Genomic DNA, 22,709 nt, shown 5'->3' on the forward strand with positions numbered 1-22,709 from the left:
TAGGGGGGTGCGCTTCCTGTTCGTCGCCCTGGCGGTTGCCGTCGCGCTGCTGTACTTCACCGTGGGGCTGCGCTTCGGCTACGTGACGCTGACACCCACCCACCTCCTCAACGCGCAGGGCGAGAACAGGTACGCCTTCGAGCTGTACGAGTCCGACAAGAGCGTGGGCGTCCGGGGAAGTTGCTCGGTCCGCAGCGGCAAGGCCGTCTTGCGCCTCCTGGACCCCAGCGGCACCCAGGTCGCCGGGCAGACCTGCCCTAAGGGCAACTGGTCCCTGAACCTGCTGGGCAGCGGCCAGATGGGCGTCTACCGCCTGACCGTCGAGTTCGACCGCTACTCGGGCACGCTGGACCTCAAGGAAGCCCGGCAGTAGGGGGAGCGGTGACCGCCCTCGCGCTCCTGCCGCGCCCGCCGAGTATGGATAGGCGCTACGGCAGACTCCCAGCCCTCACCCGGACGCTCGATGTGAATTGCGAAACTGGTTGTTAGGACGGATGTGTCGTCTGGGAGAAGGACGAGCGGCGCTCGGCACCCCTCTCCCCAATCCTCTCCTTCGGAGCTTTACAAGTCGCCCGCAAGGGGAGGGGGAGAACAGGCCGCGCGACTGCCCGGAGAGGACGCCCGGACCGCGCCGTTCTGACACGAGGGGAACAGGCGGGGTTGGAAGCGGTGGACCCCGGCCTCGTCCTGTTTGTGCGGGAGACCGGGCCGGGCTGAACGGAAAAAGGACCACCCCTCGCGGGAGTGGCCCCTTTCGTGAGCGGCGCTCGCTTACGCCGTCTGCTTGGCGGCGTTCGCCTTGTTGATGGCGCGGGCGAGGCGGCTCTTCTTGCGGGCGGCGGTGTTCTTGTGGAGGGTGCTGCCCTTGGCGGCCTTGTCGAGCAGGCTCTCGGCCTTGCGCTGGAGTTCGGTCGCGTTCTCGGCGCCCGCTCCTGCGGCGACGACGGCCTTCTTGGTGAAGGTCTTGATCGTGCTCTTGCGGCTGCGGTTGATCAATCGGCGCTTGAGGCTCTGGCGGTGACGCTTCTGGGCGGACTTGTGACGAAGGGCCATGTGAATTCTCCTTGTTCTCCCGCACTCGCGGGGCGGTTCCCACTCCCCTCGGGGAGAGGAACACGATGCGCCCGGCTCCTCATGGGCAGAGCCTCCGCGCCTTCCACCCGGCCTTTGACCGGATAGAGGTCACCCACCCTTCGGTAGGCAACCTGCGCATCTTAGCGGGTGCGGGGAGGTGGGCGCAAGCGGCATACTGTGGCCGTGACGGCGGGCGGGGAAAGGACACCGGAGGAACGGCAGAAGGCCCGCGACGACCTCCTCGCCTACGCCTTCCGGGCGCTGTCGGGCCGGGCGCTCACGGAGACGGAGTTGAGGACCCGGCTGCTTCGCCGCACCGACGACGAGACGCTGGCCGCCGAGGTCCTCGCCCGGGTGCAGGAACTCGGCTACCAGAGCGACGAGGGGGTCGCCCGCGCCGAGGGCCACCGCCGGGGGGTGGGCGGCTTCCGCGTCCGGCAGACCCTCAAACGCCGGGGCGTGGGCGAAGGGCTGATCGAGGAGACGCTCGCCACCCGCGACCCGGAAGAGGAGCGGGCGGACGCCGTAGCCATCCTGGAGCGCCGCTGGCCCAGCTTCGCCCGTAAGCGCGACCCGCGCGCCACCGCCTACGCCTTCCTCGCCCGGCGGGGCTTTCCGGGCGCCGTGATCTGGGCGGCCATCCGGGAGGTGTCGGCGGCCCACCCGGAGGAGCAGGGTGGCGATGAGGAGTCGGAGACGGAGTTCGAGGACCCGGAGTGAGGCCACGGTTTCGATCAGGGCGAGGCCACCGGAACCTGTCACCCTGAATGCACGAGGGGTCTCGCCTTGAGGGCCGATGAGGACGCTTCGCTGCCGCTCTGCTTCCCAGCTTTGCATGTCGGCACGGCGGGCCGCTTCCGCTTGCGCGCCTTCCAGGCCCGCCCGGACGGCGGCCCCCTCGCTTGACACCCCCCGGGGGGCCGCGTAGACTACCCCACGCACCAAAAGCGGGCCCTTTCGCCCGTCTGACTGGAGCCGTGGTAGGGCGGGGCGTAGCGCAGCCTGGTAGCGCACTTCGTTCGGGACGAAGGGGTCGGAGGTTCGAATCCTCTCGCCCCGACCACGCGCAAGGCCTCCCCACGCGGGAGGCTTTCGCTTTGGCTTGTCCCCCACCCCGTCCCCCCGCCCGGAGCCTTCCCCCATGCGCGTCTTCGCCATTGCCGACCTGCACCTTGCCACCGTCACGCCCAAGCCGATGACGGTCTTCGGGCCGCAGTGGGCGGGCCACCCGGACGCGATCTTCCGGGAGTGGCGCGAGGTGGTACGTGAGGACGACCTCGTGCTGCTGCCGGGCGACCTCTCCTGGGCGATGCGGCTCCCCGACGCGCTCATCGACCTCGCCCCGGTGGCGGCGCTGCCGGGGACCAAGGTGCTGCTGCGGGGAAACCACGACTATTGGTGGACGAGTGCGTCCAAACTGCGCGCCGCCCTGCCCCCCGGGATGCTCGCCGTGCAGAACGACGCCGTGCGGGTGGGCCGGGTGGTCGTCTGTGGCTCGCGCGGCTGGCTCACTCCCGGCCACGAACCCCTGGGCGAGGAAGACGAGCGGCTGCTGAACCGCGAGGCGGAGAGATTGCGCCTGAGCACCCAGGTCGCCGCGCGGCTCCGTCAGCCCGGCGACACCCTGATCCTGATGCTGCACTACCCGCCCGCGAGCCCGCCCTACCCTCCCAACCCACTCAGCAACGTGATCGAGGACGCCCGCCCCGATCTCGTCGTCTACGGGCACCTCCACGGGGCGAACCCGGAGCGGACCCTGCGCCACGTCGGCGGTATTCCCGCTCACCTCGTCGCGGCGGACGCCCTGAAGTTCCGGCCAAGGCTGGTGTGGGAGACGCGGGAGGAGTGAGCGGGGCTTTCCTAGGCTTCACCCCTTCTCCACAAACAGCCCGCCCCTCCGGCCCCAGACGTGCCCGGTTCTCGGGTTCCCGGGGCGAAATTCCTCGCCTCCACAGGCATTTTTTCAGGGCGAGCGCACCCGACCCGGCCCTGCCCATCCCCATTCCGGGTTCTCCCGTCGGAATAGTCCTTATTGAGAATTATTCCTAGTAAGGGTAGAATGTGAGCATGTCCTCGCCTGCCCAGCCGTCCGCCCCCGCCGTCGCCACCCTGACGCCCACGCACGGCGAGCACGCCTTCGTCCTGCAAAAGGTCCAGCCCGCGCTGCTGGGACTGATGGACGGCAGCGTGAGCACGCTCGCGCCGATCTTCGCCACGGCGGGGCTGACGGGCAAACCCATCGACGCCTTTTTCGTCGGGCTGGCGGCGAGCATCGGGGCGGGCATCAGCATGGGGCTCGCCGAGGCGCTCTCGGACGACGGCAAGGTCAGCGGGCGCGGCACGCCGGTCGCGCGCGGGGTGATCACCGGGCTCGCCACCATCCTGGGCGGGATGCTCCACACCTTCCCCTTCCTGCTGCCCGACCTGCGCGCGGCGCTGACGCTGGCGTACGTGGTCGTGATCGTCGAACTCCTCGCCATCGCCGTCATCCGCTGGCGGTACATGCGCAGTCCCCTGGGGCAGACCATCTTCCAGGTCATCGTGGGCGGCGCGGTCGTCTTCGGGGTGGGCGTGTGGCTGGGGAGGCTCGGGGCAGGCGGGTAAGCGTCGGCGGGCGGGAACGGAGGAGGGGGCCGAGGCCTCCTTTGCTTTTTCCCCGGGCTAAGCCACCCGGCGCAGGCGTCCGGGCCCTCGCACGGCGCACACTGCGGGCATGACGCAGAGCATTCGGGCCACCCTCCGCGCGGTGGTCGTCCACCCGGACGGGCGGCGGGTCGCGGCGGTGGGCGGCGCCCTGCCCGTGACCGTGGTCGCGGAGAATACCTTCGTGGGGCGCGGCCTGACGGGCGCCTTTCCCGCGCTCTCCCCCTGGCTGGCCCCGCTGCGGCGGCTGTATTTCGCCTGGCTGGGGGAGGAGGCGGACGGCACCCTCGTGCGCGAGGCCGTGTGGCACCTCGACGCTCCTGGCGGGCTGACGGGCGTGACCTGGGCCCTGCCGGAGGAGTTGCCCGGGACCGAGCGGAGGTGGGCCGAGGCCGCCCTCTCCCCCGCCCCACCCACGCGGCCCCCCTTCGCGCGGGTCGGCTGGGCGGCGGGGGCGCTGGCGTGGCTCGACGAGGAATTGGGGGAGCAGGACCTGAACCGCGCCGGGCCGCCTGAGCCCGTCAAACACTGGGGCATCAGCGCCCTGTGGCGGGTGCCGCTGGAGGGGGGCGGGGACCCCGTGTACCTCAAGGCCGTCCCCGCCTTCTTCGCGCGGGAGGTGACGGCGACCTGCGTGCTCTCCGCCGAGATTCCGGGGGCCGCCCCACTCGTCCTCGCCGCCGACGAGGGCCGGGGCCTGCTGCTGCTGAACCACGCGGGAGACGTGCCCGGTGAGGAGGTGAGCGGTGCGGGCCTCGCCGCCCACCTCGCGCGGGTGCAGCGGGCGAGCGTGAGGCTGGTCCCCGGGTTCCGATCACGCGGGCTGCCCGACCACGGCCCGGCGTGGGTGGCCGCGCTCCTGCCCGAACTCCTGCGGGGGGACGTGCTTCTCCTCGGGGAGGAAGGCGGCCTGACCCCCGCCGAGGCCGCGCGGCTGTGGGTGCTAGAGGGCCGCTTGCAGGAGGCCTGCGTGCGCCTGCTCGCCTCGCCGCTGCCGGAGGTGATCGGGCACGGGGACCTGCACCGGGGCAACACCGTGCGGAACGGGGAGGGGCGCTGGACCCTGATCGACTGGTCGGACGTGAGCGTGACCCACCCCTTCCTCGACGCGGACCCCCTCTACCTCGCGCCCGAGGGCGCCTCTCCCGAGACGCTGGAGGCGGTGGAAACCGCGTATCTGGCGGAATGGGCCGACCTCCTGCCCCCAGCCGAGGGGCGGGCGCTGATGCGGGAAGCCCGGCTGGTCGGCGAGGTGTACCGCGCGCTGGGGTACACGCACGGCATCCAGCCCTACATCGAGGACAAAGGCGAGTCGAGGACGGCGCACCTCGAACACCTGCGCCGGGTGCTCGGACGGGCGGAGGCGAATCTTGCGCCGCCTTCCCGCGAGCACGCAGCGCCGTCCCCCTTGCCCTGATCTTCACCCGTCCCTGCGACTCCGGGAGGCTAGCGAGCGGGCCGCTATGCTGGAGGCGGAGGCGCCGCGTGCAGGACCCCGACAAGGTACAGAGCCGACTGGTCGCCGACCGCAAGGTGAGGGCGGTCGCCCAGGCGGGGAGCCACGGCACGGAGGTCGCCTGGGTGGGCAGCCAGCCGACCCTGGTGACCTTCGAGCGCGGCCTGCTCTCCCCCCAGACCGAGAGCCGCGCCGGGGTGACGGTGGAGCGTTTCCCCTACGAGAAGCTGGAGGGGTGGCGCGACTGGGACACGGCGCGCGAGGAGGCGCCCCTCGCCCTGCTCGCCACCAGCCGCGTCGTGTACGACCCCACCGGCTACTACGGCCGCATCCAGCGCACCCTCTGGACGCTGAGCCCGGAACGCCTCGCCGCGCACCGGGAGGAGTTGCTGGGCCGCGCCGCCGCCCGTCTCGACGCCGCCCGCCGCGAGTACACCGGCCCCGGCCACGGGGCGCAGGAACAACTGCTCGCCCTCGCCGAGGCGCGCGACGTGGCCCTGACGCTGCTGTACCCGGCGCTCCTGACCCACACCCACGCGTGGCCGGAGTTCGAGATTCGCCTCCCGCACGCGTGGCGGGCCGCCGCCGGGCTGCGCTTCCCCAAGGCCGTCTACCGCCTGGAAAACCTCTACGGCTTCGGCGGCGAGGACGAGGCCCGGCGGGTGCTGCTCGCCACGCGCGGCCTCGGTCTGGTCGAGCAGGAGAAACGCGCCCGCGCCGCCTTCCAGGTCGGGTACTACGACGGGGCCGTACGCTACCTGCGGGACGAGACCGCCCGCACCCACCGCGCCGACCTGGAGCGCTGGACGTACATCTCCAGCGCCCGGCGGGACAAGCTGGGCATCCTGCTGGGCGTGACCCGCAGTCCCCTCGGGCCCGCCGCCCTCGCCATCGCGGGGGAGTTGCTGGCGGACGCGCGGGAGGGGCGGTAGGGGTGAGATTGAGCATCTGTGCCCGCAGATGCCTGTTCTCCTGGATCACGCCCCAGACGACGTTATTCAGACGGGGAATCTCGGAGGCTGGATCTTCTCTCCTGGGGCGTAGCTCCGCCATAGCACCGCCCCGGCACCTCCATTCAGCGGGGCGGCACCGACCCGATGGGAATGTCCGCGTCCGGGAACGAGGCCACCAGCTTCAACTCTCCCCCCAGGGCCTCGATGTACTCCCGCAGGGTGCTCAGGTACATGTCCTCCCGCCGTTCCAATTTCGACACCGCCGCCTGCTGGGTATCCATCGCCTGCGCCACCTCCACCTGCGTTTTCGACCGGGCCTGACGCAGCTCGGCCAGTTGCAACTGCACCAGCATCCCCTCCGCCTTTGCGGCGGCGCGGGCTTGCTGTTCCGGCGTCATCTTTGCCCGCAGGTCACTCCACTTCTTCGCCATGCTGGCCCTCCTTGTTCAGGGTGTCGAGATGCACGTCGTACAGGCTATCGGCCAGGGGAACGAACACCTCGTACCAGCGGTCATTCCCGGTCTTGTCGCCCCCGATGAGCAGGATGGCGCTGCGGCGGGGGTCGAAGGCGTACAGGATGCGGTAGGGACGGCCCTGGTGTTGGATACGAAGTTCACGCATATGGGCGTGTCGAGAGCCGTGAATGCCGGAAGTATGAGGAAAGCCGAGGTGGGGGCCACGCGCTTCGAGGAGACGGACGGCGGCGTCGATGGATTCCTGCTCGGCCTCAATCAAGGTTTCCCACCAGGCCCCGAGTTCATCGGTGTACTCGACTTCCCACGTCAAGGTCGGTATTCCTTCAACGGCATATGCCTCCAAGGGAATAGTAACACCGTTTCTCCACCGACGCCATACCCACGCGAGCCTCTTGGCTTTTCGGGGAGTGGCCCCGAAGGTCATCGAGGACCGGCTGGGGCATACGAACGTGGGGTTCACCATGCAGGTGTACACGCACCTGTACGACGAGCAGCGCCGGGAGGCTGCGCCCTGCCTCGCAGAACTGATCCAGCGCGACAAGGCAAGCTGAGCAGGCATCAGTGGGGTAACACCGTAGCTCTCCTAAAGGAGTGGTGCTCTAGCAACGGCAGCCGCCCCAAGTCTTGAAGGGGCGGCTGGGTCAGCTTGTCTTTCTCAGGTGACATTAGTAGTGGTCAGTAGTCAGAACGCGGGCAGTTAAAATGGATTTGTGGAAAACTAAGTGTTTAGGGGGCTCCAATTTGACCCGTCAATTCCCAATACACCTCTATATCGACTTCTTCCATATTGTCTAGCTCGGTCGAACCTCCTAGAGCAAGTGGTATGGTGTAGCCAATACACCTAGACGCGTCTTTGAGAGGCAGACCGCTCTCCGTCCACTTATCATACTCGCCCAGTCTAAGAACGCCTTCCCCTTGGCTCGTAAGAGTATTCCCATGAAATTCAATCAAGTTCTGTTGCGTGTTCAAAACCTCCTGTGAGTTGACATCGAAGTATAGAATCAAAGGATGCCCATCCATCATTCTTGATGTGTCGGCTGCATAAATATTTCCAAGCCAGTCATGTCCTATAGCAGTAATATATCCCTTAAAATTTGGAGCTAGAAGTAGACAGAGTTCAGTACACTTGCTTGACATCAATCTATTAAGAATGAAGTAGGCACCGTCGTATAATGAGTTTCCACCAATTAAATCAACAAGCTCATCTGTCGACGCCGGAGACTTATTTAACTGCTTTGCACTGCTTTGATTCAGCATTTTAAGGAACTCTAACATACAGTATCACCTGGGTCTGATTGTGCAGGATGTGAACTGATCGCCGGGCTTCATATTACCGCGAATAGGGATTGACTCGGAGCGCCAAGTGTGATTAGGCGGGGAGGTCAAAGAACTTGAGGTTGTGGGCGAGGACGAGGAGGGCGACCTTGAGCCGCAAGCTCGCCATCGTCTTGACCTGCCCCCACCGCAAGCCGGAACCCACCAGCACCGAGAACGCCGACTCGATGATCTTGCGGGCAGCCGCATATTCGTCTTTCCAACGAGGGTCAGGACGCTTGGCATTGCTTTTGGGTGGCGTCAGGTACGTGCCGGACTGATAGCCTTTGTCCCCAATCTGCTTCGGCCCACCGAAGGTGGGCCAGTCGCGGTTCATCACGCACCCGACGGTGAAGTCATGCTCGTTGGCGGGCCGGAGCACGTACTGGGCGATTTTGCCATTCAGGGTCGTCCAGGCATGCAGCTTGAACCCATACACCGGGCCGGAGGTACTGAAGCCGTGTCGTGCCCCCTTGAACTTGCAACGGGGAGCGCGCTTGAAGGTGCAGACTGGGAGGGGTTCGGAGTCCACGGCCACGAAGTCCAGTGCCTGGACTTCGACACTCGCGCCCTCGATCACAGGGGTCAAGCGTTCCAGCCGGGTACGGGCCTGGACCTCCGAAGGGTAATGGGGACAGTGGTTGAGTTTGAGCATCCTCCACCAGCCCCTGAAGTAGGGTGCTTTGTGAATCCGCTGCAATAGGGCCACCGCCACCAATTCGGCGTCACTGATCTTCTCGTGGGGGTGGACCAGCTTGGATGGCATCTGGGGGGTCAGCCAGACCGTCAGGCGTCGCAGGGCGTCGGGAATGGGGAGTAGACTGAGGTCGGGACGGCACATGAGCACCGTCCCTTTGCCATTTCTCCCCCCACCCTGTCAACCCCTATTCGCGGTATATTATTTTATTTATTTGGTTCTGAATTTGCCGTCCCAAACTACGATTGACACTAGCGTCAAGTATATTATAGTTCATTATGTCGTCTATGTCCCCGAGCTGCAAATCAACAACATGATCGACGTCCTTTCCGGCTGGCGCTGGCCCATAGACCTTTGTCCAAGTTGCACGCTGTTGATTTGTCCTGGTAGGAACAGCCGTGACCGTAGGGGGGGCTGCATTCAATGCTTTCACTTTGGCATCAACTTCAGCCTTCTGCGCCGCCGTTCATCCTGATTTATGTTTCAAGTCACAGTTAGTATTATGCACCAACCAGCCATCATTCCTGACGTAGTAGTGTGGGCCTCACTGACGGTGAGATTGAACATCTCACGGTGAAAAAGGGGCTTTCAAGCAGGCGAGGTCAGTAGAAGGAAGTTGGGGGTGAGGACGTGGCTCGGGCGCCACCCTCCCGCTAGCTACCCCAACGCCCGCCACGCCGCCTGCACCGCCACTCCCCGCTCGAAACGCACCCCCAGGCTGGCGAAGCAGTCCTCCAGCATCCCCGCGATGCCCAGCGCGTCGTAACGGTCGGCATAACCGAGGGTGGAGATGCGGAACACCGCGTCCTCGTGCGGAGCCTGGCCCGGCAGGGCGCGCTGGCCCATCTCGGCGAGGCGGGCGCTGACCTGCCGCCCGGTGAGGCCCTGGGGGGGCCGCAGCACGGCGACGGCGGGCGTGGTGCGGGGAGTCCAGGCGGGGGCGCCGAGGGCCGTTCCCGCCGCGATCAGCGCGTCCGCCTGCCTCCGCTTCTCGGCCCACAACACATCGAGCGGCACGGCGAGGAGGCGGTCGAGGGCCAGCGACAGGGCGTAGATCAGGTTGATCGCGGGGGTCTGCGGCGTGTTCCCGGCCTTCTGCCCCTTCAGCTCGCGGGTGAGGTCGAGGTAGAAGCCCCGGGGCGTGTCCCGGATCATCCGCTCCTGCACCTCGGGGCTGAAGAGGACGAAGCCCAGGCCGGGGGGCGTGGCGGTGCCCTTCTGGCTGCCGCTCACGACGGCGTCCACCCCCCACTCGGCGGGGCGGAGTTCCGCGACCCCGTAGCTCGTCACGCAGTCGGCGATGACGATGAGGTCAGGGTTCTGCGCCTTGGCCGCCTTTGTCACCGCCTCCAGGTCGTGCAGGGCGCCCGTGCTCGTCTCGGAGTGGGTGATCAGGAGGGTGTGGGCGCCCCTGGCCGCGTCGGCGACCTCCCCGGGGTCGAGCACGTCTCCCCAGGGCCGGGCTACGACGGTCGTGTCGTACCCGAGCCGCCTCGCCATCTCGCCCCAGCGTTCCGAGAACTTGCCCGCCTGGGCGTTCACGACCCGCGCGCCCACGGGGGTGAGGCTGACCAGAGCCCCCTCGAAGGCCCCGGTGCCGCTGCTCGTGGTGATCACGGCGTCGTAGGGGGCGCCGAGGAGGCGGGTGAGTTTGGCCCGGGCCTCCTGCAACTTCTCGACCCCCTCGGGCGCGCGGTGGTGCATCTGCGGCCGGGCGAGTTCGAGGAGGACGCGCGGCTCGACCTCGACCGGGCCGGGGGCGATCAGACGGTGACGGTTGAGGGGCAGGTGCGCGTCGGGGTCCGTCTCGGGGGGGACGCGGGCGGGAGCGGTGTCCGTCATGCCGACCATCGTAACGGCGCGGCCGAGCGTGAAGGACGGCTCGTCTGGAACCGGCACTGCCCCGCCTTCCCCGTCATAGGCTGGGGGCACATGCGAATCGTGGTGGTGGGCGGGGTGGCGGCGGGCATGAGCGCGGCGAGCCGGGCGCGGCGGCAGAGCCCCGACGTGCAGGTCACGGTCTTCGAGCGGGGGGACTGGGTGAGCTACGGCGCCTGCGGCCTGCCCTACGTGATCGGCGGCGAGGTGGAGGATTTCGGGCGGCTGGTGGCCCGCACCCCGGGGCAGCTCCGCGACCGGGACATCGACGTGCGGTTGCGCCAGGAGGTCACGGGCGTGGACGCGACGGCGCGCACGGTGACGGTCCGGGACCGGGAGACGGGCCGCACCCTCACCGAGCCCTACGACCGCCTCCTGCTCGCCACGGGGGTGAGCCCCGTCCGGCCTCCCTGGGCCGTCACCAGCCTCGCGGGCGTCCACGTCCTGCGCGACCTTCCCGACGGGCAGGCCATCGAGGCGAGCCTTGAGGGAGCCAAGCAAGCCTGCATCGTCGGCGCGGGGTACATCGGGCTGGAGATGGCGGAGGCGCTGAGCACGCGAGGCCTGGAGGTGACCCTCCTCGAAAAGGGGCCGGAGGTCGCGGGCCGGATGCTGGACGTGGGCCTCCAACGCCGGGTGCGCGCCGAGGTCGAGCGGCAGGGGGTGGACGTGCGCTGCGGCGTCACCGTGGAGGGCCTGACGGGGAAGGAGGGTCGGGTGACGGGAGTGGACACGGACGGGGGCCACGTGCCCGCCGACCTCGTGGTCGTGGCGGTGGGCGTGCGGCCGAACACCGACCTCACGCGGGCGGCGGGCGTGCGCCTGGGCGAGACGGGCGCCGTCGCCGCCAACGACCGGCAGGAGACGAGCGTGGAGGGCGTGTACGCGGCGGGCGACAACACCGAGAGTCGGCACCGGGTCACGGGCCGCGCCGTCCACATCCCCCTGGGGCTGACCGCCAACCGCATGGGCCGGGTGGCGGGCGTGAACATGGCGGGCGGGGAGGCGCGTTTTCCCGGCATCGTCGGCACGGCCATCTTCAAGACCTTCGGCCTGGGGGTGGCGCGTACCGGCCTCACCCAGGCGGAGGCGGAGCACGCCGGGCTGGACGCCCTCAGCGTGGACGTGGACAGCACCGACCACGCGGGCTACTACCGGGGCGCCGCGCCCATCCACGTCCGCCTCACCGCAGAGCGCGGGTCGGGCCGCCTGCTGGGGGCGCAGCTTCTCGGGCACACGGGGAGCGTCAAGCGGGTGGACGTGGTGGCCGCCCTGCTCCACCGGGGAGGAAGTGTGGGGGACCTCTTCGAGCTGGACCTCGCCTATGCTCCGCCCTTTTCGAGCGTGTGGGACGTGCTGCTGGTCGCGGCGGACAGGGCGGGTCAGGAGCTGTGCCGGGAGTGAGGGCCGCCGTCCTTACCCCACCCGCAACTCGTCCCCGCCCGGCCCTGCCCGGTCGGCGAGCAGCGCGGCGGCGACGGCTCCCGGGGCGAGGGCACCGCGAGGAGGGCGGCCCACCTGCGTCCAGAGGGGCGTGTCCACGGCGGGCGGCAGCACGAGGGTCAACGTCTTGCCGCGCGTTTCCAGCCGGGCGACTTCCAGCGCGCGGGCGACGGCGGCCTTGCTCGCGGCGTACTGGGAGAAACCGCGAGCGGTGACGAGTTCGGGCCGGGCGCCGATCACGTACAGCCGCCCGCCCGGTGCCAGACGCGGCAGGCCGTACTTGAGCGTCCACAGGACCCCGAAGTAGTTCGCGTTCCACACCGAGCGCACCCGCGCCGCGTCCGCCTCGGCGAGGAGGTGGGGCAGGGCGGCGCCCGCCGCGTAGATGACGGTTTCCAACTCCCCCAGTCCCTCGAACAGGGCGCGGAGGTGGCTCTCGAACCCCACGTCGAGCGGGTGCGCGCCCGCTTCCAGCTCGGCGGCGAGGGCCTGGAGTTTTTCCGCGTTCCGTCCTGCCAGCGTGAGGGGGGACGAAGCCGCGAAGCTCCGCGCGACCGCCGACCCGATGCCGCCCGTTGCCCCTATCACCAGCGTGCCGCCCTGTGTCGTCATGGGCTCAGTGCAACATGGGGAGCAGGGCGGGGCTGTAGGGAGGGATGCAGAGGGGACAGGGGGAGCCTTCCGCTGCGCTCGGCAAGGGCAAAGGGGCAGCGCGAATGATCGGGGCTTTCGGAACGCAATGGTTGATCCTGTCGCCTTCCGTCAACGGGCCCACCCGGAACGCCGCGCGAGCAGGGCGGGGTCGTGGGCCAGGACCGTTCAGTCAAGGATACGGGCAGGGCGTCCGAGTTTGCGTTTTGACAGAGAGCTGGAGCACTCGCGCTCTTGGCTCCTCCTCCCCTGTGGGGGACTGGTACGGCTCTCACCGCGAGAGGTTGGGAGGGGACGTTTGACCAACGCCATCGCCGAGAAGAGGCTTTCTCCCCCTTCAGTAGTGGGGATTCAGAGACTTGCGGGGCGGAGGCCGGGTGTCAGCCACGCTCGCCCCTTCGACGCTCCCCACTGACCTCCCACCCAGCCTCAGACCGGCGTGCCGCTCCCTCCCAGCGCCTCCTCGATCTTGCCCAGGCGGCGCGTCGCGGGGTCGAGGGCGGTGACGAGCGCGGCTCCCAGGGCAATCGCGCAGGCGGCGGCGTGCGTGGCGAGGGTGTCCAGCGGCACGAAGGCGAGGGTGAGGCTGGCGGCGGCGGCGACCCCGATGGCGACCGCGCTCAGGTCGGGGAATCCGCGCCCGGCGACGCGCAGGGCGTTCCAGCGCAAGAAGAGCAGGGTGAGATTGGCGCCGACGAGCGGCCACGCGACGAGCTGACGGTTGACCATGTCGCGGGCACCGCTCTCGTCGGAGATGCCGTGCCCCAGCCCGACGGCGAGCATGACCACGCTGAGGGTGAAGGGCAGGTGGCCATAGAGCCACGCGAGGAGGGACCCCACCCTTCCGGCCCGGTGTGCCGCGAGCACGGGCAGGGCGCGGGCCTGATCGAAGTACAGCCGCCACAGCCCCACGGCGGTCACCAGGGCGAGGAGGGCGGGGACCTGCTCGGACCAGCGCAGTTCCTGCTGGCGCCCACCCGTCACGACCTCGGTCACGATGCCGCCCAGCGCGATGATCTGGAGCAGGCCCACCCGCTCGGGCAGGTGCTCCTGGTGGGGAAGCGCCCGGCCGTAGCGGTCGCGGATCAGCAGGGGCGTGAGCACGTCGATGGCGAGCGCCACCCCCCAGGCGAGGAGTTCGGCGGTGCCGCCCAGCAGGGCGCTGCCGAGCCAGATCAGCGCCGCCGCGCCGTACCCCGTCGCCGTTGGGCGCGCAAAGGCCGCCGTCTCGGGGTGTGTTCGCAGGGTGGAGAGGTACATGACCACCAGCGTCAGCCGGTTCGCCGCGTAGGCGAGGGAGAAGGCCGCGCCCGTCTGGTCGAGGTCGCCGCGCAGGGTGAGGCTGATCGCACCCAGCGTGACGAGCTGCACCAGGGTGCCCCAGCGGTAGGCGCGGCTGTCGTTGCCGTAGCGCCCCGCGAAGGTCGTGTTCCCCGCCCAGGCCCACCACACCGCCACGAACAGCAGCATGAAGATGCCCAGGTTGCCCCAGGTGGGCGCGTCGCCCAGCCGCTTGGCAAGCTGGTCGAAGGCGGTCACGAAGATCAGGTCGAAAAACAGTTCCAGCCAGGTCACCCGCTGCTCGGGGGGACTCTGGGCCTCCCCGCCGGAGTCGGGCGACCCCCCGGTCTCGAACCCCGAGGCGCCGCTCGGCGTGCCGTCCTCGATGTTGATGCTTTCCGGCTGGCCGTGCGGCGCGGGCGTCACCGCAGCCTCCCCAGCCCCTTGCGGATCAGCGCGTCGGCGCTCTGAGCGGGGTCGGCGGCGAGGAGTTCGGCGACCACGCTCCGCACCTGCCCCTCACGGAAGCCCAGCGCGAGCAGGGCCTCGATGGCGTCGCGGCCCGCCGTGCTCGTGACCGGGGCCGCCCCCTTGCCGCCGGGCGTGGTCGGCGCGGCGAGGTGGTCGGGCACCTTGTTCTGGAGTTCGAGGACGAGACGCTCGGCGGTCCTCTTGCCCACCCCCGAGACGCTGGAGAGCAGCTTCACGTCGCCCGTCAGGAGGCCCTGGGCGATGGCGCTCACGGGCATCGCGGAGAGCAGGGCGAGGCCGAGCTTGGGGCCCACACCGCTCACGCCTGTCAGCAGGTCGAAGAGGCGCAGGCTGTCGGCGTCACTGAAGCCGAAGAGGAGTTGAGCGTCCTCGCGGATGACGTGCCGGATATTCAACTCCGCCGGGGCCTCCACCGCCAGTTTTCCCAGGGTCGAGGCCGGGCAGAAGACCTCGTAGCCCACCCCCCCGGCGACGATCACGGCGCTGGAGTCGCGCACCTCGCGCACCACGCCACTCAGGTAAGCAATCACGCCCGCGATTGTAGGGGGCGGTCGGGGGCGAGAACGGGGGAAAGGTGACCCACCCGCCCACGTGCAGGAAGCATGAAAGCCGCCCTTGCCTCCCCTCCGCGAGGATGCCGATGACAGGTCCCCGCCCGGCGGTTACACTGCCTCCATGACCGTCACCCGCGAGCAGACCATGCCCATGCGAATGCCCCCGCGCTCCTGACGTGCTGTGTTGTAGAGGCATGGGGAGGGGCGGGGTGCGAAGGCGAGCATCCCGCCCCTCCCCTTTCCTCCAGGCGCGGCCCTTTTGAGATAGGCGGAAGAGTTTTGCGTATCTTGAAACGGTTGCCTGACCCCTTCTCTCATCAGGAAGCGGTGGTCAGGCGGGGAGAAGTGGCACATGACGAGACAGCCCGAGCGAGAGTTCTTCATCACCACGGCCATTGACTACCTGACCGGCCCACCACACGTGGGACATGTTTACGAGAAGGTTCTGGCCGACGCCCTGGCGCGCTACCACCGCCTCGCCGGGTACGACGTGACCTTCCTGACGGGGACCGACGAACACGGCGAGCGGATCGTCAAGCTCGCCGCCAAGGCAGGCGTCACTCCGCAGGCTTTCGCGGACGATCTCAGCGACAACGCCTTTCGGAGCCTGTGGGACCGCCTGGAGATCAGCTACGACGACTTCATCCGCACGACGGAGGGCCGCCACAAGCGGTACGTGCAGGAGGTCTTGCAGCGGGTGTACGACGCGGGCGACATCTACTTCGCCGAGTACGAGGGCCTGTACTCGGTCGGGGCAGAGCGGTACGTGACCGAGAAGGAACTCGTCGAGGGCGGTGACGGCGTGCGGCGCTACCCCGGTGACAAGGACCCGCCCGAGCCCCGGCGCGAGGCGAACTACTTCTTCCGCATGGAGAAGTACCAGGCGTGGCTCCTGGGGCACATCCAGAAGCACCCCGAGTTCATCCAGCCCGCCGGGTACCGCAACGAGGTGCTGGAGATGCTGAAGGAGCCCATCGGCGACCTGAGTATTTCCCGTCCTAAGAGCCGCGTACCGTGGGGCATCGAGCTTCCCTGGGACCCCGACCACGTCACCTACGTGTGGTTCGACGCCCTGCTGAACTACGTCTCCGGGCCCGTCAGCCGGGGGATGGGCGAGGACACTATCGGCATCGCGTGGCACGTCATCGGCAAGGACATCCTCAAGCCACACGCGGTCTTCTGGCCGACGATGCTGCGGGCGGCGGGGCTGCCCCTCTACCGCAAACTCGTCGTCCACAGCCACATCCTCGCCGAGGACGGGCGCAAGATGGGCAAGTCGCTGGGCAACGCGATTGACCCCGAGCAACTCGTGGCCGACTACCCGGTGGACGCGATCCGCTACACCCTGCTGCGGGAGGCGTCCCTGAGCGCAGACAGCCCCTACGGCGAGGGCATCCTGGTCTCCCGGCTGAACTCCGACCTGGCGAACGACCTGGGCAACCTGCTCTCGCGCACGATCAGCATGATTCAGAGGTACCGGGGCGGCGTGATCCCGCAGGCGCACGACCTGACCGAACGCGAGCACGAGATCGAGGCGGCGGCGCTGGCCCTGCCCGGCGAGGTGATGAGGCTGGTGCGCGACCTGAAGGTGAACATGGCAATCGAGACGGCCATGAACTTCGTGCGCGACCTCAACCGCTACATCGCCGAGAGTGCGCCCTGGAACCTCGCCAAGTCGGAGGAGACGGCCCGGCGCCTGGACACCGTGCTCTACACCGCCGCCGAGGGGCTGCGGGTGGCGAGCGTGGCGCTGGAGGCGGTCATCCCCGGCAAGGCCCGGGAGCTGCGCGGGCAACTCGGCCTTGGCGGGCAGTCCTACGCCCTCACGGGTGCCTGGGGCCTGACCCCCGCCGGAACGCGCGTCGTCGGCGGCCCGATCCTCTTCCCCAAACCCGAGCCGAGGGAGAAGGACGAGGCCGCGCCCCCCGCACCCGCGCCCAAGAAAGGGAAGAAACCCGTGACCCAGACGAACGAGAAGCCCCAGCCCGCCACGCCCAGCCCCACTCCCGCCGCCCCCGAACCCGTCATCTCCATCGAGGACTTCGCCCGGGTGGACCTGCGGATCGCCGAGGTGATCAATGCCGAGGCCGTCGAGAAGGCCGACAAGCTCCTCAAGCTCACCGTGCGGCTGGGCGAGGAGACGCGCACGGTGGTCAGCGGCATCCGCAAGTGGTTCGCGCCCGAAGACCTCGTGGGCCGCCGGGTGATCCTCGTCGCCAACCTCAAGCCCGCCAAATTGCGCGGCATCGAGAGCCAGGGCATGATCCTCGCCGCCGAGGACGAGCACGGCAACCTCGATCTGGTGGGCACGCGGCTCGACCTGCCGACCGGGACGAAGGTGCGCTAGGAAGACACGACGAGAGCGGCCTGCCGGGAAGAAAGGTGGGCCGCTTTTCCGTCATCCCACGGCTTGAGAGCAGCCGACAGAATCAAATTTGTCACCCTGAGCAGAGCGAAGGGTCTCGCTCAGCCTGACAGCATTTTTCTATCGAACGCCCTACAGGCTCACGTCCTGCACCAGGGCCTGGAACAGCCGCTCCCGGTACTCCTCCCCGCCGACCTCGTACACACCCAGGCGGGCGAGGTGCGGGTTCTGAATCTGCGCGTCGAGCAGCGAAAAGCCCCGCGCGTGCAGGTGCGCGGCGAGGTGGACGAGGGCCGCCTTGCTCGCGTTCGGAAGGCGGTGAAACTTGCTCTCCGCGATGAAGGCGCCGCCGAGGGCGAGACCCAGCACGCCGCCCGCCAGTTCCCCGTCCCGCCACACCTCGAAGGAGTGGGCCAGCCCCGTCCCGTGCAGGTGGGTGTACATGTGCGCGAGGGGCGGGCTGATCCACTCGCCGTCACGCTCGGGCGAGCCGGGGAGGTGGCCCCGGCACCCCTCCACCACGTCGGGAAAGGCGGTGTCCACCCGCACCTCGAATCTATCCAGTTCCCGCCGCAGCCGCCGCGCGACGTGCAGCCCCTCCTCCTCGGTGAGGGGCACGAGCGCCCGCCGCTCGACGGCGTACCACGCCACGCCGTGCCCGTTGTCCATCAGGAAGGCGCCCCCCGCGTACCCCCGCGCGACCTCGCGGGTCAGGGGGTCGGGGTGGTGGAGGAAGAAGCGGGCAGAGGGCATAAGGTGAGTGGGGAGTGGTTAGTGGTCAGTGGAGAAGGACAAAAACAGGACAGAGGAGCTGGGGGCGGGGAGGGAGAGGGACTTCACCCACTCACCACTTCCCACTGCCCACTTACCCCTTCGGATACAGCACCGCCTGCGTGCACCGGAACAGCGCCATCACTTTCCCCTGCCCGCTCCTCACCTCCGCGTCCCAGACCTGGGTGGTGCGCCCGGCGTGGACGGCGCGGGCCTCGCAGGTCACCAACCCTTCGCGGGCGGTGGAGAGGTGGTTACTCTTGAGTTCGATGGTGGTGAAGCCGCTCGCCCCCTCGGGGAGGAGCATCCGCGTCCCGTAACCGCAGGTGGTGTCCGCGAGGGCCACGATGGAGGCCGCATGCAGGAAGGTATTGGGGGCGAGGAGTTCGCGGCGCACGGTGAACTCGCTGCGCAGCAGGCCGGGCTCGGCGTGCGTGAAGCGGATGCCGATCAGACCGGGCAGCAGCCCCTCGCCCAGCGTGTTCAGTTGCTCCAGGGTGGGGAGGTCGGGCATGGGGAAGAAGCTATCAGCAATCAGCTCTCAGCCGTCAGCTTTTAGCTGATTGCTGACCGCTGAAAGCTGACGGCTCCCCCTCACCTCGGCCAGATGCGGTTCATCCACCCGGCGGGGTTGGTGGCCTCGCCACGTACGCGCATCTCCAGGTGGAGGTGGGCGCCGTCGCTCAGGCCGGTCGAGCCCACCTCGCCGATCTTGTCGCCGCGCCGGACCTTCTGTCCGACCCTGGCGGTCACCTTGCTCTGGTGAAAGTACAGGCTCGTCAGGCCCGCCCCGTGGTCGATGATGACGAGGCCGCCGCGCACGGGGTACTTGCCCGCGACGACGACGGTGCCGTCGTTCACGGCCCTGACGGCGGTGCCGCTGGGCGCGGGGTAGTCGGTGCCGTAGTGGTACAGCACGGGGCCGCCCGCCACGTAGGTGCGGGGCTGACCGAAGGCGCTGCTCTGGGCCTTCACGTTCACGGCGGGCTGGAAGGGCCGTGCCCACGCCTGGGGGGTGCGGCGGGTGTACGCCTTCTCGACGACGGCCTCCTCCGCCTTGCGCCCCGGGTCCTCCAGCTTGCGGCTGATGGCGGGCGGCAGGTTCAGGTATTGGATGGTCTGGGTAAGCCCCGTGACCGGGACGCTGCCCTGCACCTGCTCACCGCCGACCTTGATCTCGTACACGACCGGCGTGGTCTTGCCGAGCACCACGCGCCCCAGCACCACGTACTCGCCCGCCGCGCCCGTGGGGGTCAGCCACTCGTCCGGGCGGCGCACGTCCTCGCCGACCTCGCTGGGGAAGCGCACGGTGGCCTGCCCCGCGCGCGGGCCGCTCAGGCGCAGCACGAAGGCGTCCCCCATCCGCAGGCTCGTCGGAGCCGTCAGCGTCAGGCCCGCGACCTGGGCCGTCCCCACGGGAACCGGCTCGGGGAGGGGGGTGGGCGTGGGCGCCGCCGTCGTGGGGGGCGGGGTCGCGGGCGCGGTGGCCTGTGGAGCCTTCTCGCCCGGCAGCTTGAGGGTCTGCCCGACCTCCAGGGAGGTGTTTTTCAGTCCGTTCAGTCGGGTGATCTCGGCGACGGTCGTGCCGTGCGCCCGCGCGATGGAGTAGAGGGTGTCGCCGGGTTTGACGGTGTACGCGCCCGCCACGCCCAGGAGCAAGGCGGCGGCGAGCAGGAGGGGGCGGGTCATGGGGGGCAGAATAGCCGCACCCGGGGCGCAAGGTCTACCGTGGCGGGCACGGGGAGCGCCCTCCCACACGGGAAAAGCTGAGGGTGGGTTGAGTGTGGAGGGGGCGCCAGTCACCAGCTTCCAGTCGTCAGGGAAACGCGGACGGCTGTCGTTTTTTGAACCGACAAGTTGATGCTCGGGCGCCCCAAACGCGAGAAACCCCGGAAAAGCTGTCACCCCGGGGGCAGCGAAAGGTCCCACCTTCCAAGTGGGGACGCTTCGCCGCACTCAGCATGACAAGCTCTTGCTGTCCGAGACTCCAAGCGCATGTCCCAAAAGTTGGACGAGGCTTCTCAGGGACACGGTGGGAACGCGCTTGCTGCTCCTCCCCCCTTGCGGGGGACTGGTACAGCTCGCACCGCGAGACTCGCAGAGTTGCTTGCAGAGGCTGGGACTGGTAAAGCTCTGCAGGAGAGGGGGGGACGGTGCAGCCTGTCCCGGAAGAGGAATGGCCCTTCCCGCCCTCTCGTGAGACACTTCTGAAACACGCTCTAAATCTCCGCCGTGTCCAGCACCAGCGTCACCGGGCCGTCATTCGTCAGGTCGAGGCTCATGTGGGCGCCGAAGACCCCCTCCCCCACCGGGACGCCGTGCTCCCGCAGGGCCGCGTTGAAGTCGGCGTACAGCGCGCGGGCCTGGTCGGGCGGGGCGACCCCGGTGAAACTCGGGCGGTTGCCCCGGCGGGTGTCGGCGTAGAGGGTGAACTGGCTGATGCTCAGGACGCCGCCCCCCACGTCGAGCAGACTGCGGTTCATCTTCCCGGCCTCGTCCCCGAAGACGCGCAGCTTGACGATCTTGGCGGCGAGGGTACGGGCCGTTTCGGAGGAGTCCCCGGGCGCGACCCCCAGCAGAATCAGGAAGCCGGGGCCCGTCTCGCCCGTGACCTGGCCCTCGACCGTGCAGCGGGCCCGGGTCACCCGCTGGAGAACGGCGCGCACCCCCTCAGTTCCCCAGCCGGGCGCGCAGGCTGCCGATGGCGTCGGTGAGGAGCTGGGCTTCCGTGAAGTCGAGGTTGCCGCGCGTCTTCTCGGCGAGCATGGTCAGGAGGCGCAGGGAACGTTCGGCGGTCTGCCGCGCCCGGCTCTCGTCCAGCAGGCCGTCGCGGGCGGCGCTCGCGGTGGCGGCGTTGAGGTCCCCCAGCGCGGCCTCGGCGGTCGCTTGCAGGGAGTTCACGAGGCCGACGAATTCGAGGTTGGGCATGGGGGGCAGTGTAGGGCGTGAGTCTCCGGCGCGTGGCTTCCAGGCGGCACCCTATAGTCCGGCTTGATGGTGGGCCTGGATTACTCGGCAGGATGTGTCAATTTTCATGACGTGGGGGAATGGCTCAATGTCGTTGCCCAACGTCATGTGATGCCACGGCGGCGTCTTCTGAGAGGGGGCAAGCTCGATCACGTCCGGTCCGCCTCGGAGATAGAGGCACCCGGCACGATAGTCAACCTCCGTCGCGGACCTGACAGGAAGCCTTGGCTTTTCGGCGCCGACGAGATCCACATTCCCGCAAACGACGGCATTGAGAACTACGAGACATGTAATCCCGTTGTGAGACGGTGGTTGAACCGAGTGGTGAGGGCCATAGCTTCCCCGGAGGTCCGCCTGCCCCTTATGCTCCACTGCACGTCGGGGAAGGACCGAACCGGTGTCGCCACAGCGGCACTCCTGTCCACGCTGAGCATCGACCGGGAACTGATCGTCGAGGAGTATCTCCTGAGTGATGGGGAGGTCCGGCGCGAGTCGATCGAACACGCTTTGGACGGGTTGGGCGACGCTAGGGAGTATTTCGCAGAAGCTGACCTTGCCGCACTCCAGCGACGCTTTCTTCAGGAGTAGAGCAGCGTTGGCAGACCCTCCACCCCTCCTCTCAGCCGGGGCCAGGAGGAGTTCTAGCTCTCGGAGATCACCGAGCGGTCGGATTCGGGTTTGGCGGCTACTGCGTCGCCGGGTAACGGTTCAACCGTGTCCGCTGCCTCCAGAGACGCCCGCACCCGCCGCAACTCCCCATTCACATCCCCTGCCGGTAGGTCCGCCACTCCCTCCCCCGCCAGCCTCTGCCGGATGTCCCGCAACAGGTCCCGAATCTCCAGCAGGACCTCCGCCGTGAGGAGGTCCACCGCCCGCTCGTCTCCCGTCCGCCCCTCAGTCATGCCCCAGCGTAACCGACTCGGGGAACCCCCGCCCGCTCAGAACAGCGTGGGCTGGTTGCCCTCGGGCTTCGGCTGAGCCTTCACCGGCCCCTCCGGCTCCTTCTCGCCGCGCAGCACGGCGGCGGCCTCGCGGATGTCGCGCCAGGTCAGGCTCTTGGGACCGCCGGGGGTGCGGGTGTCGTTGCGGAGCAGGTAGGCGGGGTGGAACATCGGCATGAGCAGGGCCTCGTATGTGCCACCCCCCCCGTCGTCGTGGCGGTAGGGGTGCCAGGTGCCGCGCGTCTTGGTGATGCCCAGGCGGGTGCCGAGCAGGTACCCGGTGGGCGTGTTCCCCAGGGTCAGGATCACGCGCGGGCGCAACAGCGAGAGCTGGGGTTCGAGCCACAGCCGCGTGCAGGCCAGGGTCTCGTCGGGCCCGGGGGTGCGGTTGCCGGGTGGGCGGCACTTGACCACGTTGGTGATGTAAGCGTCCTGCCGGGTGAGCCCCACGGCGGCCAGGATCTTGTCGAGGAGCTGCCCGGCGCGGCCCACGAAGGGCAGGCCCACCCGGTCCTCGTCGCCGCCGGGGCCCTCGCCCACGATCAGGAGGGGGGCCGCCGGGTGGCCGTCCGCCACGACGACCTGGGAGCAGCCGGGGCGCAGCTTGCAGGCGGTGCAGCCCCTGGCGCGGGCTTCGAGGGCCTGGAGAGCGGCGACGCCTTCGCCCGTCACGCACGCCCCCGGAAGATGCGAGAAAGCATGGGCCACAGCGTACCGCCGCCCGGGAAGGCGCGGCGGCGACAGGAGCACGGT

26 protein-coding genes and 1 tRNA gene are annotated in these 22,709 nt (G+C 68.9%); 11 read left to right on the top strand and 16 right to left on the bottom strand.

Features of this window, described 5'->3' with window-relative positions; genetic code table 11:
• Window positions 1-7 precede the first annotated feature (7 nt).
• Complete coding sequence (locus DAETH_RS11110; RefSeq protein ID WP_264774958.1) at window positions 8-373, top strand: hypothetical protein; 366 nt, start codon at window positions 8-10, stop codon at window positions 371-373.
• A 398-nt stretch (window positions 374-771) separates the two neighbouring features.
• On the opposite strand, the gene rpsT is transcribed toward DAETH_RS11110, so the two are convergent.
• Window positions 772-1,053 (bottom strand): 30S ribosomal protein S20, encoded by a 282-nt coding sequence (rpsT, locus tag DAETH_RS11115; protein ID WP_264774959.1) that lies wholly within the window; start codon window positions 1,051-1,053, stop codon window positions 772-774.
• Window positions 1,054-1,257: 204 nt separating this feature from the next.
• Between rpsT and recX the strand changes: the two genes are divergently transcribed.
• The 6 genes from recX to DAETH_RS11145 all read left to right on the top strand — a co-directional run bounded on the left by recX (window position 1,258) and on the right by DAETH_RS11145 (window position 6,105).
• A complete protein-coding gene (gene recX / locus DAETH_RS11120; protein WP_264774960.1) occupies window positions 1,258-1,794 on the top strand; it encodes a regulatory protein RecX in 537 nt (178 codons plus the stop codon).
• Window positions 1,795-2,060: 266 nt separating this feature from the next.
• Window positions 2,061-2,137 (top strand) — tRNA-Pro (locus DAETH_RS11125).
• A 78-nt stretch (window positions 2,138-2,215) separates the two neighbouring features.
• A complete protein-coding gene (locus tag DAETH_RS11130) occupies window positions 2,216-2,923 on the top strand; it encodes a metallophosphoesterase (RefSeq protein ID WP_264774961.1) in 708 nt (235 codons plus the stop codon).
• A gap of 218 nt (window positions 2,924-3,141) precedes the next feature.
• The gene (locus DAETH_RS11135) at window positions 3,142-3,678 is read left to right on the top strand and encodes a VIT1/CCC1 transporter family protein (protein WP_319993713.1); all 537 of its coding nucleotides are present in this window, start codon (window positions 3,142-3,144) and stop codon (window positions 3,676-3,678) included.
• Between the two features lie 109 nt (window positions 3,679-3,787).
• Window positions 3,788-5,134, top strand: a complete 1,347-nt coding sequence (locus DAETH_RS11140) for an aminoglycoside phosphotransferase family protein (RefSeq protein ID WP_264774962.1) — start codon at window positions 3,788-3,790, stop codon at window positions 5,132-5,134.
• A 68-nt stretch (window positions 5,135-5,202) separates the two neighbouring features.
• Window positions 5,203-6,105: a hypothetical protein gene (locus DAETH_RS11145; RefSeq protein WP_264774963.1), complete on the top strand. Its 903-nt coding sequence runs from the start codon at window positions 5,203-5,205 to the stop codon at window positions 6,103-6,105.
• 143 nt (window positions 6,106-6,248) lie between these two features.
• On the opposite strand, the gene DAETH_RS11150 is transcribed toward DAETH_RS11145, so the two are convergent.
• Entirely contained in the window at window positions 6,249-6,557 is a 309-nt protein-coding gene (locus DAETH_RS11150; protein WP_264774964.1) for a helix-turn-helix domain-containing protein, read from the bottom strand.
• A complete protein-coding gene (locus DAETH_RS11155) occupies window positions 6,538-6,912 on the bottom strand; it encodes a type II toxin-antitoxin system RelE/ParE family toxin (RefSeq protein WP_264774965.1) in 375 nt (124 codons plus the stop codon). Before DAETH_RS11155 ends, DAETH_RS11150 begins: the two co-directional genes overlap by 20 nt.
• Between DAETH_RS11155 and DAETH_RS11160 the strand changes: the two genes are divergently transcribed.
• Window positions 6,836-7,153 carry a tyrosine-type recombinase/integrase gene (locus DAETH_RS11160; RefSeq protein ID WP_264774966.1) on the top strand — a complete coding sequence of 106 codons (318 nt, stop codon included), beginning with the start codon at window positions 6,836-6,838 and terminating at the stop codon, window positions 7,151-7,153. The genes DAETH_RS11155 and DAETH_RS11160 overlap by 77 nt on opposite strands.
• Before the next feature lie 175 nt (window positions 7,154-7,328).
• Here DAETH_RS11160 and DAETH_RS11165 read toward each other — a convergent pair whose 3' ends face one another.
• The 3 genes from DAETH_RS11165 to DAETH_RS11175 all read right to left on the bottom strand — a co-directional run bounded on the left by DAETH_RS11165 (window position 7,329) and on the right by DAETH_RS11175 (window position 10,455).
• Window positions 7,329-7,877, bottom strand: coding sequence for a DUF1851 domain-containing protein (locus DAETH_RS11165; RefSeq protein WP_264774967.1), 549 nt, complete (start codon window positions 7,875-7,877; stop codon window positions 7,329-7,331).
• 94 nt (window positions 7,878-7,971) lie between these two features.
• Window positions 7,972-8,757 carry an IS982 family transposase gene (locus DAETH_RS11170; protein WP_264774389.1) on the bottom strand — a complete coding sequence of 262 codons (786 nt, stop codon included), beginning with the start codon at window positions 8,755-8,757 and terminating at the stop codon, window positions 7,972-7,974.
• Between the two features lie 513 nt (window positions 8,758-9,270).
• On the bottom strand, window positions 9,271-10,455 hold the full coding sequence (locus DAETH_RS11175) for an aminotransferase class V-fold PLP-dependent enzyme (RefSeq protein ID WP_264774968.1): 1,185 nt from the start codon (window positions 10,453-10,455) through the stop codon (window positions 9,271-9,273).
• A 90-nt stretch (window positions 10,456-10,545) separates the two neighbouring features.
• Between DAETH_RS11175 and DAETH_RS11180 the strand changes: the two genes are divergently transcribed.
• On the top strand, window positions 10,546-11,895 hold the full coding sequence (locus tag DAETH_RS11180; RefSeq protein ID WP_264774969.1) for an FAD-dependent oxidoreductase: 1,350 nt from the start codon (window positions 10,546-10,548) through the stop codon (window positions 11,893-11,895).
• Between the two features lie 12 nt (window positions 11,896-11,907).
• Here DAETH_RS11180 and DAETH_RS11185 read toward each other — a convergent pair whose 3' ends face one another.
• From DAETH_RS11185 to ruvA, 3 genes are all read right to left on the bottom strand, one after another.
• On the bottom strand, window positions 11,908-12,546 hold the full coding sequence (locus DAETH_RS11185; protein ID WP_264774970.1) for an SDR family NAD(P)-dependent oxidoreductase: 639 nt from the start codon (window positions 12,544-12,546) through the stop codon (window positions 11,908-11,910).
• A 468-nt stretch (window positions 12,547-13,014) separates the two neighbouring features.
• Complete coding sequence (locus tag DAETH_RS11190; RefSeq protein ID WP_264774971.1) at window positions 13,015-14,292, bottom strand: low temperature requirement protein A; 1,278 nt, start codon at window positions 14,290-14,292, stop codon at window positions 13,015-13,017.
• Complete coding sequence (gene ruvA / locus DAETH_RS11195; protein ID WP_264774972.1) at window positions 14,289-14,888, bottom strand: Holliday junction branch migration protein RuvA; 600 nt, start codon at window positions 14,886-14,888, stop codon at window positions 14,289-14,291. The genes DAETH_RS11190 and ruvA overlap by 4 nt, the downstream gene beginning before the upstream one ends.
• Window positions 14,889-15,264: 376 nt before the next feature.
• Between ruvA and metG the strand changes: the two genes are divergently transcribed.
• On the top strand, window positions 15,265-17,259 hold the full coding sequence (gene metG / locus DAETH_RS11200) for a methionine--tRNA ligase (protein WP_406585081.1): 1,995 nt from the start codon (window positions 15,265-15,267) through the stop codon (window positions 17,257-17,259).
• Between the two features lie 150 nt (window positions 17,260-17,409).
• Here the strand turns inward: metG and aat are convergent, their stop codons facing one another.
• The 5 genes from aat to DAETH_RS11225 all read right to left on the bottom strand — a co-directional run bounded on the left by aat (window position 17,410) and on the right by DAETH_RS11225 (window position 20,976).
• Window positions 17,410-18,030, bottom strand: a complete 621-nt coding sequence (gene aat / locus DAETH_RS11205; protein WP_264774973.1) for a leucyl/phenylalanyl-tRNA--protein transferase — start codon at window positions 18,028-18,030, stop codon at window positions 17,410-17,412.
• 112 nt (window positions 18,031-18,142) lie between these two features.
• Window positions 18,143-18,562 (bottom strand): PaaI family thioesterase, encoded by a 420-nt coding sequence (locus tag DAETH_RS11210; protein ID WP_264774974.1) that lies wholly within the window; start codon window positions 18,560-18,562, stop codon window positions 18,143-18,145.
• An 80-nt stretch (window positions 18,563-18,642) separates the two neighbouring features.
• The gene (locus DAETH_RS11215; protein WP_264774975.1) at window positions 18,643-19,737 is read right to left on the bottom strand and encodes a LysM peptidoglycan-binding domain-containing M23 family metallopeptidase; all 1,095 of its coding nucleotides are present in this window, start codon (window positions 19,735-19,737) and stop codon (window positions 18,643-18,645) included.
• 530 nt (window positions 19,738-20,267) lie between these two features.
• A complete protein-coding gene (dtd, locus tag DAETH_RS11220; RefSeq protein WP_264774976.1) occupies window positions 20,268-20,714 on the bottom strand; it encodes a D-aminoacyl-tRNA deacylase in 447 nt (148 codons plus the stop codon).
• Window positions 20,715-20,718: 4 nt separating this feature from the next.
• On the bottom strand, window positions 20,719-20,976 hold the full coding sequence (locus DAETH_RS11225) for a DUF1844 domain-containing protein (RefSeq protein WP_264774977.1): 258 nt from the start codon (window positions 20,974-20,976) through the stop codon (window positions 20,719-20,721).
• 66 nt (window positions 20,977-21,042) lie between these two features.
• Here DAETH_RS11225 and DAETH_RS11230 point away from each other — a divergent pair, with 66 nt between their 5' ends.
• Entirely contained in the window at window positions 21,043-21,603 is a 561-nt protein-coding gene (locus tag DAETH_RS11230; RefSeq protein WP_264774978.1) for a tyrosine-protein phosphatase, read from the top strand.
• 53 nt (window positions 21,604-21,656) lie between these two features.
• Here DAETH_RS11230 and DAETH_RS11235 read toward each other — a convergent pair whose 3' ends face one another.
• Together DAETH_RS11235 and DAETH_RS11240 are read right to left on the bottom strand one after the other, a co-directional pair.
• A complete protein-coding gene (locus DAETH_RS11235; protein WP_264774979.1) occupies window positions 21,657-21,917 on the bottom strand; it encodes a hypothetical protein in 261 nt (86 codons plus the stop codon).
• Between the two features lie 36 nt (window positions 21,918-21,953).
• Window positions 21,954-22,628: a uracil-DNA glycosylase gene (locus DAETH_RS11240; RefSeq protein ID WP_264774980.1), complete on the bottom strand. Its 675-nt coding sequence runs from the start codon at window positions 22,626-22,628 to the stop codon at window positions 21,954-21,956.
• Window positions 22,629-22,709 lie beyond the last annotated feature (81 nt).

It is taken from the genome of Deinococcus aetherius (genome assembly GCF_025997855.1).
Taxonomy (GTDB): Bacteria; Deinococcota; Deinococci; order Deinococcales; family Deinococcaceae; genus Deinococcus; species Deinococcus aetherius.